This window comes from Promicromonospora citrea, from assembly GCF_013004695.1.
Lineage (GTDB): Bacteria > Actinomycetota > Actinomycetes > Actinomycetales > Cellulomonadaceae > Promicromonospora > Promicromonospora citrea.
This window is the reverse complement of the sequence record NZ_JABEMG010000046.1, coordinates 20,813-32,188: the sequence shown is the minus strand read 5'-3', so window position 1 is coordinate 32,188 and position 11,376 is coordinate 20,813. Positions and strand designations below refer to the sequence as shown.

Annotated in this window: 9 protein-coding genes; 3 read left to right on the top strand and 6 right to left on the bottom strand. The window is 73.8% G+C overall.

What is annotated here, in order from left to right:
- Window positions 1-160: 160 nt before the first annotated feature.
- Window positions 161-1,702: an aminopeptidase P family protein gene (locus tag HLB15_RS11015; protein WP_171105551.1), complete on the bottom strand. Its 1,542-nt coding sequence runs from the start codon at window positions 1,700-1,702 to the stop codon at window positions 161-163.
- 12 nt (window positions 1,703-1,714) lie between these two features.
- A complete protein-coding gene (locus tag HLB15_RS11010) occupies window positions 1,715-2,569 on the bottom strand; it encodes an alpha/beta fold hydrolase (protein WP_171105549.1) in 855 nt (284 codons plus the stop codon).
- Window positions 2,570-2,755: 186 nt separating this feature from the next.
- Between HLB15_RS11010 and HLB15_RS11005 the strand changes: the two genes are divergently transcribed.
- Both HLB15_RS11005 and HLB15_RS11000 read left to right on the top strand, forming a co-directional pair.
- Window positions 2,756-3,604, top strand: coding sequence for a PHP domain-containing protein (locus HLB15_RS11005; RefSeq protein WP_171105547.1), 849 nt, complete (start codon window positions 2,756-2,758; stop codon window positions 3,602-3,604).
- A complete protein-coding gene (locus HLB15_RS11000; protein WP_171105545.1) occupies window positions 3,601-4,236 on the top strand; it encodes a MarC family protein in 636 nt (211 codons plus the stop codon). Before HLB15_RS11005 ends, HLB15_RS11000 begins: the two co-directional genes overlap by 4 nt.
- Before the next feature lie 5 nt (window positions 4,237-4,241).
- Here HLB15_RS11000 and HLB15_RS24805 read toward each other — a convergent pair whose 3' ends face one another.
- The 4 genes from HLB15_RS24805 to HLB15_RS24800 form a co-directional block, all read right to left on the bottom strand.
- On the bottom strand, window positions 4,242-5,477 hold the full coding sequence (locus HLB15_RS24805) for a DUF1905 domain-containing protein (protein WP_171105544.1): 1,236 nt from the start codon (window positions 5,475-5,477) through the stop codon (window positions 4,242-4,244).
- Between the two features lie 125 nt (window positions 5,478-5,602).
- On the bottom strand, window positions 5,603-6,124 hold the full coding sequence (locus HLB15_RS10990) for a hypothetical protein (RefSeq protein WP_171105542.1): 522 nt from the start codon (window positions 6,122-6,124) through the stop codon (window positions 5,603-5,605).
- 26 nt (window positions 6,125-6,150) lie between these two features.
- Entirely contained in the window at window positions 6,151-8,376 is a 2,226-nt protein-coding gene (locus tag HLB15_RS10985; protein ID WP_212759745.1) for a trypsin-like serine protease, read from the bottom strand.
- A 152-nt stretch (window positions 8,377-8,528) separates the two neighbouring features.
- Window positions 8,529-9,365, bottom strand: coding sequence for a helix-turn-helix transcriptional regulator (locus HLB15_RS24800; protein ID WP_171105540.1), 837 nt, complete (start codon window positions 9,363-9,365; stop codon window positions 8,529-8,531).
- A 183-nt stretch (window positions 9,366-9,548) separates the two neighbouring features.
- Here HLB15_RS24800 and HLB15_RS24170 point away from each other — a divergent pair, with 183 nt between their 5' ends.
- Window positions 9,549-11,375, top strand: coding sequence for a SigE family RNA polymerase sigma factor (locus HLB15_RS24170; RefSeq protein WP_171105538.1), 1,827 nt, complete (start codon window positions 9,549-9,551; stop codon window positions 11,373-11,375).
- The last annotated feature ends 1 nt before the right edge of the window (window position 11,376 follow it).

Sequence of the window (11,376 nt, the reverse complement as noted above, 5' to 3'; positions counted from 1 at the left end):
CGAGGAGCCCCCCACGCCCCCGGCCAACCCCTACGCCCCGCCCCCCACGGACCAGCGCTGACGGCGGCGCCGACGACGGCGCTCCGCGAGAACGACCTGAGGGACAGAAACCGACGGGTTTCTGTCCCTCAGGTCGTTCTCGAAGCGGACCGAACCGCGGTCAGGCGCGGAGGGACGCCATCCAGGCCTCGACGTCCTCCGGGCGGCGGGGGAGGGCCGCGGAGAGGTTCTCGTTGCCGTCCTCGGTGATGAGCACGTCGTCCTCGATGCGGACGCCGATGCCGCGGAACTCCTCCGGCACCGCCAGGTCGTCCGCCTTGAAGTAGAGGCCGGGCTCGATCGTGAACACCATGCCCGGCTCGAGCACGCCGTCGAGGTAGAGCTCGCGGCGGGCCTGGGCGCAGTCGTGCACGTCGAGGCCGAGGTGGTGCGACGTCCCGTGCACCATCCAGCGGCGGTGCTGCTGGCCCTCGTCGGACAGCGCCTGCTCGGCCGTGACGCCGTCGGGCAGGAAGCCCCACTCCTCGAGGCGGGCCGCGATGACCTCCATGGCCGCGGCGTGCACGTCGCGGAACCTCGCGCCCGGCCGGGCGACGGCGAACGCGGCGTCGGCGGCGTCGAGCACGGCCTGGTAGATCTTCCGCTGGACCTCGGTGTACTCGCCGTCGACCGGGAGCGACCGCGTGATGTCGGCGGTGTAGAGCGAGTCGACCTCGACGCCGCCGTCGAGCAGCAGCACGTCGCCCGAGCGGACCTTGCCGTCGTTGCGGATCCAGTGCAGCGTGGTGGCGTGCTCGCCCGAGGCGGCGATCGTCTCGTAGCCCACGGCGTTGCCCTCGAGGCGGGCGTGACCGTCGAACGTGGTCTCGACGACCCGCTCTCCGCGCCGGTGCCCGAGCGCGCGGGGCAGGGCGCGCACGACGGCCTCGAAGCCCTCGATGGTGCGGGCGACGGCCTCGCGCATCTGCGCGATCTCGTACTCGTCCTTGACCAGGCGCAGCTCCGAGGTGGCCTCGACGAGCGCCTCGTCCGTGAGGCCCTCCTCGTCCTGGAGCCCCGCCTCGAGCCGCAGCTCCTCGACGAGGGCCTCGACGGCGTCGTCGGCACCGGAGACGACGAGCAGCTGCACGCCGCCGTCGCCGAGGTCCTTGGCCAGGGCGTCGCCCAGCTCGTCGACGTGCCGTGCCTCGATGCCGGTGAGCGACTCGACGTCGGCCAGCGAGGGCCGGGCGCCGACCCAGAACTCGCCGTAGCGCGCGTCGGCGTAGAACTCCTCGTTGTCGCGCGGCGCGAGCGGACGCACGTACAGCACGGCGTGGTGGTTCGAGCCGCCGTCTCCCGACCCCTCCTCGACGGGGTGCAGGACGAGCACGGCGTCGGGCTCCTGATCGGTGCCCAGGCCTGTGAGGTGGGCGAACGCCGAGTGCGGACGGAACCGGTAGTCGGTGTCGTTCGACCGGGGCTTGAGCGAGCCCGCCGGGACGACGAGGCGCTTGCCGGGCAGCCGCTCGGACAGGGCGGCGCGCCGGGCCGCGGTGTACGGCGCGGCGGGCGACGGCTCGAGGTCGAGCTCGGTGCGCGGGGCCCACTGCGACATCACGAAGTTCTTGAACGCCGTGGACGCCGGGCGGTGCGAACGGTTGGAGCCGCGGTCGGCGGCCGGTTGCTCTTCGGGCTGCGATGCAGTGGTGGGCTCGCTCATGAGCCCAGTGTTTCACGCGCGCCGGGAGAAGTCGGAGAGCGCCCGGGTGAGGATCCGGTTGAAGGCCTCCGGCGCCTCGGTGTTGACGTCGTGGCCCGCGCCGGGGACGACGACGAGGGAGCCGTCCTGCGCCGCGGCGACGTGCCGGTGCTCCCCGAGGCGCATCGCGTCGCGCGCCCCGTTGACGAACCACACGGGCAGCCGCAGGGCGCGCACGCTGGCGAGCGACGAGCGCCCGACCAGGTGCGTGAGCGAGTCGGTGACGACGTCCCACGTCGGTCGGTACGGGTCGGCGGTCCGGCCGGGTGCGATCTCGACCTCGCGCAGGTCGGCGCCGCCGGGCGCGCCGCGGCCCGTCCGGAACGGCGGGCGCAGGACCTGGGGCAGCGCGACCCGCGGCAGCGACAGCCGCGGCCGGTGCACCGTCGGGTGCACCTCGCGGCCCGTGAGGCGCCGGCCGAGATAGCCCGCGCTCGCGACGGCCCGGGCGACGTCGCGGTAGAGCCGCACCGGCTTGCCCTTGGGGTCGGCGGTGCAGCCGGCCGCGACCACACCGGCGAGCCGGTCGGCGTTGTCCCCGTGGGCCGCCCACGCGAGCGACGTGTACCCGCCGAGCGACAGCCCGACGAGGGCGACGGGTCCCGGCAGCGACGCGACGGCGTCGTCGACCGCCTCGAACGCGCCGTCCATGCTGAACCGGTCGTGCCTGCGCGCGCCGTGCGCGGGCAGGTCGACGGCGACGGCCTCGTGCCCGGCAGCGCGCACGTGCTCCACCTGGCTCCCCCAGATCGCGCCGGAGGCGCGCATGCCGTGCACGAAGACGACGCTCGTGCGGGTGCTGTGCGGGCGGTGGTCGCTGCTGTTCATCCCTTCCAGCATGCGCGCAGGCCCCGGTCGCCCGGCGGACATCGGCCGAACGCCGCGTGGACGTGCTGTGTGGGCCTGGCGCCGGAGCCCGACGTCGTCCGGAATGCCCGGAGCGGGAGGCCCAGGGTGCCGCACCTCACCCCGCTCGGGACGCTCAGGCGCCTCCCACATCTCTACCCTGGTGGGGTGATCGACCTCCACACGCACTCCACGGCGTCAGACGGGACCGACTCGCCAGCGCGCCTGGTCGAGGTCGCCGCGCGGGCCGGGCTCACGACCCTCGCCCTCACCGACCACGACACCACGTCCGGCTGGGCGGAGGCCGCCGGGTCGGCGGCCCGCCAGGGGATCGCCCTGGTGCGCGGCGCCGAGATCTCGGCCATCGCCGCCACCCGGGGCTGGGGGACGGGTGTGCACCTGCTGGCCTACCTGCACGACCCCGCCCACCCGGACCTCCTGGCCGAGACCGAGCGCACCCGCGACGACCGCGAGTCCCGGGCCCGGCGCATGGTCGACCTGCTCAGCGAGGACTACCCGATCACCTGGGCGGACCTGCTCGCCCAGACGCAGCCCGGCACGACGCTCGGCCGGCCGCACATCGCGGACGCCCTCGTCGCGGCGGGCGCCGTCCGCGACCGCGACGAGGCGTTCGCGACCATCCTGCGTCCGGGCACGCGGTACTACGTGGGGCACTACGCGCCCGACGCCGTCGCCGCCGTCCGAGCGGTCCGGGCCGCGGGCGGGGTGCCCGTGCTGGCGCACCCGGGTGCGGACGCCCGGGGTCGCGTGGTGCCCGACTCGATGATCGAGGAGCTCGCCGACGCCGGGCTCGCCGGCCTGGAGGTCGACCACCGCGACCACACCCCGGACACGCGCCGCCGCCTGCGCGACCTCGCCGGGGCGCTGGGGCTGCTGGTCACGGGGTCGAGCGACTTCCACGGCGCGGGCAAGCAGAACCGGATCGGGGAGAACACGACCGCGCCGGAGGTGCTCGACGCGATCGCCGAGCAGGGGTACCTCGAGGTGCTGCGGTGAGCTGGTTCGACGTCGCCCTGTTCACCGAGGTCTTCGTGACGCTCTTCGTCATCATGGACCCGCCGGGCACCGTGCCCGTGTTCCTGGCCCTCACGTCCCGCATGACGGCGGCCGACCGCCGCCGGGCCGCGCGGACCGCGATCTTCGTCGCGTTCGGCGTGATCGTGGTGTTCGCGGTGTTCGGTCAGCTCCTGCTCGACCACATGGGCATCTCGCTCGCCGCGCTCCAGGCCTCGGGCGGGCTGCTGCTGCTCCTCGTCGCGCTCGAGCTGCTGATGGGCAAGATGGACGCGGGCGAGACCGAGTCCGGCGGCTCCGCGCGCAACGTGGCGCTCGTGCCCCTGGCGACGCCGCTGCTCGCAGGGCCGGGCACGATCGTCGCCACCATGGTCTTCGTCCAGCAGGGCGTCAACGCGGGCGAGTCGCCGATCGGCCACTACGCGTCGATCGGCATCGCGATCGTCGCGGTGTGCATCTGCACGTGGGCGGCCATGCGGTTCGCCGGGGTGGTGCACCGCGTGCTCAAGGACTCCGGCGTCACGCTCGTGACCCGCATCGCGGGCGTGCTGCTCGCCGCGATCGCCACGCAGATGATCGCCAACGGCGTCATCGAGTTCGTCCGGATGGCCTGACCCGGTCAGACGTCGACCGTCTCCAGACGGACCGCGACCGGTTCGTCGGGGGTCAGGCGCTCGGCCTCCCGCACCTTCTTCTTCATCGGCAGCACGTAGCCGCCGTCGCGGTCGCTCGGGAACACCGACGTCGTCCACGTGCTGCCACCGACCGTGACGCGCACCCGCACCGAGCCGAACCCGCGCGGCGGCAGGGGGAGGTCCGCCAGCTCGTCCGAGTGCTCGGGCGGCACGGTGACGAACCACCAGGAGTCGGTGCGCGCCTCCCACTGCCACAGGGGTGCGGTGAACTCGATCTGCACGTCACCGAGTCTGCCAGAGGGGTCTGACACTCCCGGGGACGGGGACGACGGACCCCCGGGCCACGCCGTGGCCCGGGGGTCCGAGGTGCGGACGTCAGTCCGTGGCGCCCGACGCGGGGCCCGACGTCGAACCCGCGTCCGTGGCCGGCTGGCCGCCGCGCGTGCGGCGGCGCGTACGTCGGACTCGGCGGCCTCGGCCTCGGCCCTGGCCTCCAGTGCCGCTGCCTTGGTCGCGGCGGCAGATTCCTCGGCCTTCTCCGACATCAGCACGGCGTGCTTCATGAAACGGGCAGCCCGCTTCTGCTCGTCCTCGACGATGCCGACCAGGTGGGCGATCGTCGCCGCCTCCTCGTCGAGGGCCCGAGCGATGTGCTGCCCGGAGTCGAGGAACGCACGGATCGCCTCGGGGGAACCGTCCGTCAACGCACGCTCGGCCGAGATCTCGACCTGGGGTGATGCGCCCGACAGGATCCGCAGCACCTGCGCACGGTCGTCCTCGTCCTGCGCGGCCGCGACACCTCGGTCGAGGAACGCGCGGAGCGCCTCGGTCGACCCGTCGTCGAGTGCCTCCCGCGCCCGGCGCGCTACGGCGGTTCCACCGACGTCGAGGACAGCGAGCACCATGGCCCGGAGATCCTCGTGGACCGACGCGGCGAAGCCGCCCGCCAGGAAGGCGGACACCGCCTCGTCACCGGTGTCCAGCGCGTCGCCGATCGCAGCGCGGGCCGCCCGCCCCGAGAAGTCCAGGGCGGAGAGCAGTGCGGCGCGCTCGTCCTCGGCCTGCGCGACGGGCAGCTCCTCGGCCAGGAAGGTGCTGATGTCGGCCGCCGAGCCCAGCAGCGCAGCGGCCGCCCCGGCCCGCACCAGCCTGCCGCCGGTCTTGTGCGCCCACACGACCCGGCCGCGCTCCGTGTCGGGCAGCCCGGTGTCGGACGGCATGGTGTCCTGGGTCGCCGCATACGCAGCGCGGGCCGTGGCGGTGCAGGTCGGCAAGGAGCCGACCACGGCGATACCCGCCATCACGGTGAGTACCTGCCGACGACTCATCGGCAGTCCGTCGCGCCTCATCGGGTCACCCGGATCTCGAGGAGCGTGAAGTCCTCGCCGCCCGAGTCCTGGTCGGACGAGCCGATCGCCTCCCAGTCGTTCGCCGCGACGTCGTAGACCTGCTCGTCGCCTGACTCGGACGTGAGCTCGAGGTGCGTGCTCGTGGCGCTGTTGGTCCGGACACCGTTGGCCCGGTCGATGGCGAGGGTGATCCAGCCCGAGTCACCGGTGGTCCGGAAGCACTTGAAGCCGTCGCCGTAGGTGCTGATGCGCAGCACGTCCTCGGTCGCGCAGTCGGCGACGACGATGTGCCCGTCACCGCGCCGGACCTCGAAGCCCTGCTCGGCCAGGACGCGGTCGGCCCCGGGATAGTTGAAGTCCTCCACGGCGTGCGGCGGGCGCTCGTCGGCGGCGACGCCGGACTGCGTCGCCACGGCCGGCGAGGTGAGGGCGAGAGAGGTCGCGACGACCGCGCCGAGCGCGGCAGCGCCGACGAGCACTCGTGAGAGGCGCCCGGTCTGCGAGAAGTTCAGGTTCATTCGTGTCTCCTTGTCGGTCGGGCGCGTCATCGGATCGAGGAGCCGAAGGCCGCCCCGGCGGCGGGCAGACCGCCGGCGCCGGGCTGGTAGGTGGTGACAGGCTCGGCGGTGCCACCGCTCACGTTGGCCCAGGGCACCGCGTGCGCCACCCCGTAAGGGCTGGGGCCGTCGGGAACGCCGACGTACAGGTGCGTCGAGGTCGCGGACAGCGACGTGCCCAGTTCTTCCTCGGCGACGGCGGTGCCTGGGATGCCGCCGGTGCCCGGGACGAGCTCGAACGCGGTGTCGGCGAGGGAGCCGAGCGGTGAGAAGACCTGGATCAGCCCTGACCGGGTGACGCCGTTGCGTGTCTCGCCGGGGATCCCGACCGCGACGTGCACGGTCTCGGGCGTCCCGACCGCTGCCGGGTCGGTGTTGGTGAGCGCCACGGCGGCACCCATCCGGTCGTTCGCCTCGGCGTCGCCGGGCACGGCGACGTCGGTCTGACCGATCTCGCCGATCTCCGTCCACGTCCCGACCGCGGGGACGTGGAACATCACGACACGGCCGGCGGCCGGCCGGTCGACCCCGGTGCTGTAGTTGGTCTGCGACTCGCCGGGGGACCCGACGGCCAGGAGCGAGTCGGTCGGGCCCGAGGCACCCGCTGGGCGGTACTCCACGAGGTCGAGCGCCGCGCCGAACTGGTCGCCTGCCTCGGAGATGTCGGAGGACTGCTCGCGGTCCTGCTGGAGCCCGGCCAGATAGACCGGGTAGCCGTCGCTGCCGATCTCGTGGGTCACCAGGTGGACGATGCCGGCCTTCGCATAGCTCCCGACGGCTTCGTCGGGCGCCCCGACAGCGATGACGTGGGAGTCGGCGGCGACCACGCTGCCGTACCGGTCGCCGGTCTCGATGTCGCTCCCGAAGTTGGTGGTGTTCTGGTTGAAACCGGTCGTGGGGCGGTCGCCCTGCACGTAGTACACGATGCCGGCGTCCGCATGGCCGGCCAGGTCCTCACCGGGCGAACCCATCACGAGGAAGGGGGTCCCGTCCTCGGTGTGCCCGGCGTCGATCGCGTACCCGAGCTGGTCGCCCGCCTCTCGGCCCGCCGCGCCGAGGATGCCGTCGCCCTTGCCCTGGACGTAGGTCGTGATGTCCGTGCGTGCCGTCAGGCCGTCCGGGTGACCGTGGATGACGTGCACCCAGCCGGTGTCCGCGACCGCGGTTCCCGATGCGGTGGTGAGGTCCTCGTACGGTGCGCCGACCGCCAGGTCGGTGCACCCGTCGAGGTCGGCGTCGTAGGTCGCGATGCTGAACCCGAACTGGTCGCCGGTCTCGGGACCGCCTTCGACACCGGGCGACGCCTGCGTGATCTCCGCGCTCCCGACGCCCCCGCCGTAGATCACGCGGACGAGGCCCGCGCGTGCACTGCCGGAGACGGTGGCGTCCGGGTCGGCGACGGCGACGTCCGGGACCCCGTCGCAGTTGAAGTCCACGATGCGCGGGCTCCGGATGATCGTGTCGACCCAGTCCTTGACGTCGTCGACGCGCGACGCGAGCGCGCCGGTCCGCGTCTCCTCGGGGTCGGACCCGAAGCAGCCGCCCTGCCAGGAGCGCGTCGCGACAGCGACCAGCTCGTAGCCCGCTCCCGCGGCGGGACGCAGCACAGGCGCCCCGGTGTCGCCCGCGCACACCACCGAGCCGTCAAGACCCGAGAGAGGAAGGTCGGCGCCGACCGGTGCACCGGCGCCGAAGGTCCCCGTGTGCCGGCTCAGGGGCGACCACTCGGTCGCGGTGCGGCCGTACCCGGGCACCGCGAGCACCTCGTCGACCGCGGGTGCAGCCGTACCGACCGCGACCGGCGTCACCGACGTGACCGTCCCCGCCAGGCGGGCGAGCACGAGGTCGCGGGACTCGTGCGGAACGAGCTCCAGGACGTCGCGGACCGCGCCGTCCGACGTCGTCAGGTCCTCGCGACCGACGGTCGCGGTGGTGGGGACCGCCGGTGCGCCTGCTGCCACCGCGTGCCCGGTCGCCGGGTCCTCCGCGAAGCAGCTCGCGGCGGTCAGGACCCACTCGGGTGCGACCAGCGCGCCGGAGCACGCCCGGGTGGTCGACTCGTCGGTGCCGATGTCCAGGCGGACCGTGTGCTCGACGTCCGCGGCTCCGGGCGCACCGACCACGGCGAGCGCGGGGGGTGCGGCGAGGGTCGCGAGGACCACGGCGCCGAGGGCGGGGACGGCGACGGCGCGCCGCATTGTCTGATGTCTCATGCACGTTCCTTCGTCTGGGGAGGAAGAAGGTCGGTGCCCCCGGCGGTCACCTCAGCGCGCAGAGGTGCGCACGGAGGTGACCTGGCCCCGACCTGTGCCGGAGCGTGCCGTAGAGACGGGGAGACAGGTTGCAGGATCCTGCAACCCGCCGGTCAGGCCGGTGGCGCCCCGGCGTGCGGCCCCGCGATGCTGAGCCGCTCGCGCAGGCGGACGCCCGCGACGAAGCGGGTGGGCGCGTCGAGGAGGTCGAGGACCGTCGCGATGTCGGAGCGCACGGTGCGCACGCTGAGCCCGAGCTTGTCGGCGATCTCCTCGTCGGTGGAGCTGGTGAGCATGAGGGTCACGATGCGGCGCTGGCGCGGGGTCAGCTCGGTGAGGACGGCGGTCTCCGCCTCGCAGGGGTACATGGTGTCGACGACGGCGTCCCAGTAGGCGCGTGCCGCGGTGAGGCAGGCGGTGTCACGCACGTCCATGACGGTGCGTTGGCCCTGGACCACGGGTCCCTCGAGCAGCACGCTGACGCCGTCGATGATCTTCATCTGCAGGGGCGCGAACGCGAAGTAGTAGACGCTCGGGTCCTCCCCGGAGAGCATGAGGCGGGCGTCCGCGTCCAGGCCCGAGCGGTTCCAGATGCTGATCATCCGCATGCCGCGCTCCATGAAGTACGCGTTGTTCGGCAGGCTCACCCGGAGCTGCTCGACCGAGCCGGTGCGGCAGATCGACTCGAGCATGCGCCAGGAGCCCGCGGCCTCGGCGAGGGCGCCGTTGATCTCGGCAGGGCCCCGGCCGATGAGGCGTGCCGCGACCGGCTGGTTGAGCTCGACCGCCCGCGCGACCCTCGACCGTTCGATCTCCAGCCGGGCCACCGCGTCGACCACGCGCTGGGTCTGCGCCCAGGGGAACGTGCTCGGCTTCACGAAGGCGGAGAAGTCGGTGTTGGGCGCCCCCGGCGCCCCGGCAGTCGTCCCGGTCCCCGTCTCGACGCGCACAGCGAACCCCCTCGCATCAGCCCTCGACCGGCCTCCGCCGGCCAAGGGGAGACGGTAACCGAGAGTGGGTGCCCGGCGCTCGCAAGGCCGAAGGCGGTGGCACCCTGGGACCCGCCACCCGTCGGCCCGGGGGGATCGAGGACCCGGCTCAACCTTCCGGGCAGGGGGTGCGTCGTGGGGGACATGAGCATCGATGTCACCGAGCGGGCCGAGGTCCGTGTGGTCCGGTCACGGGACGAGGAGTTCGTCGCGTTCGTACAGGAGGTGCGGCCGTACCTCTTCCGCACCGCCTACCTGCTGTGCGGTGACGCCTACCGTGCCGAGGACCTCGTGCAGGGCACGTTCGAGCGCACCTACCGGTCGTGGCACGCGGTGCGGACGGAGCCGCGCGCCTACGCGCGCCGTGTCCTCGTGAACCTGCGCACCGACACGTGGCGCCGGACCCACCGCACGGACCTGCCCGGGGACGACGCGATCGGGCTCCCCGACACCCCCGACCACGCGGCCCGTGTCGCGGTACGGGACGAGCTCGTGCGGGCGCTCGCGCAGCTCCCGGTGCAGCAGCGCCGGGTGGTGGTCATGCGCCACCTGCTGGATCTGACCGAGGCGCAGGTCGCCGACGAGCTGGGACGGACGGTGGGCACGGTGAAGTCGGCGAACGCACGCGGCCTGGAGAACCTGCGCGCGATCCTCGAGCGCGCCGACCTCGCGGACATCCCGGTGCCGGCCCGCGACGCGGGCGAGACGCTCACCGGGAGCCGGAGGGCGCTGCGCCGTCGTCGCACGGCGCAGGCCGCGCTCGGTGGCGTCGCAGCGCTGCTCGTCGCGTTCTTCCTGGCCGGGCCCGTGTCGGTCCCGGGCATCGGGCCCGTCGCGCTCCCGGGGAGCGAGTGGTTCCGCTCGCTCGTGGGCCTGGAGCGGCCCGACGGCGAGTCCGACGCCGCCCCGCGAACCTGCGCAGGGCGGGCCGAGCCGTCCTGGCTGGAGGCCTGGTGCCCGGTCCGGCTCGACGTGGCGACGGCACCGTCGGCCGCGGCCGGGATCCTGGTCGACGAGACGGTGGTCGACGACCTGTCCCGCTCGCCCGCGTCGACCGGGCTGACGGGCACGTTGGAACCGGACGGCTCCGTGGTGCAGATCCTCGAGCTCGCGGGGGCGCTCCGCGGCTCGGACCCCTACCCCGACCGGATGCTGGTGCTCCGGCTCCTCGACAGGACCGGGGAGAGCTCGGTGGCGCACAACGGGCGTCTCGCCGGCCACGACGCCGAGATCGTGCACGTCGTGCGCCAGGGCGACCGGCTGGCGTGGCTGGAGGTGGCAAGCCCCGAGAGCGTCCTGTCGCCGTGGGCGGTCCGGGTGATCGACGACGTGCACGACCCCGAGGTGCGCACGCTCGTGGAGTCGGACGAGCAGCCCGTGCCGGTCGACCACCGCATCGGGCTCAGCGGTGAGTACCTGCACCTGCGGCGGGACGTCGGCCAGGGGCAGGCGGTGCAGTCCCGGATCCGGCTGGACACCGGCGCCGCCCGGACGGTCGTCGCCGACACGACCGCGTTCGCCGCCACGCCCGACGGCGTCGAGTGGGCGACGAACGACGTCCGCACAGGCCTCGACCTCGGCGGCCAGGCGGACGCCGACGTGGTGCGGCCCACGGTCGGCTTTCCGCCCGCCGGCGGGTACGGCACCGAGACGGTGTCCTCCCTGGCGGCTTCCGAGCAGACGCTCGCCTGGGCGCTCGGCAGCGACCTGTACGTGCTCGACCGGGCGTCGCGGACGGTGACGGTCGTCGAGCTGGAGGCCGAGCCGACGGGTCTCGACGTCGACCGGAGCCTCGTCGCCTGGACGGACGGGACGACCGGGTACGTGCTGGTCGGCGGCCGCCCGTACCGGCTTCCGGGCAGGACGGTCGACGTCGGGGTGGCGGGGGCGGGCGTGGCCTGGACGACCACGGTTCCCGGAGGTGCCGAACCGCAGCTGCACCGGGCCCGCGTGGAGGACCCCGCGCGCTGAC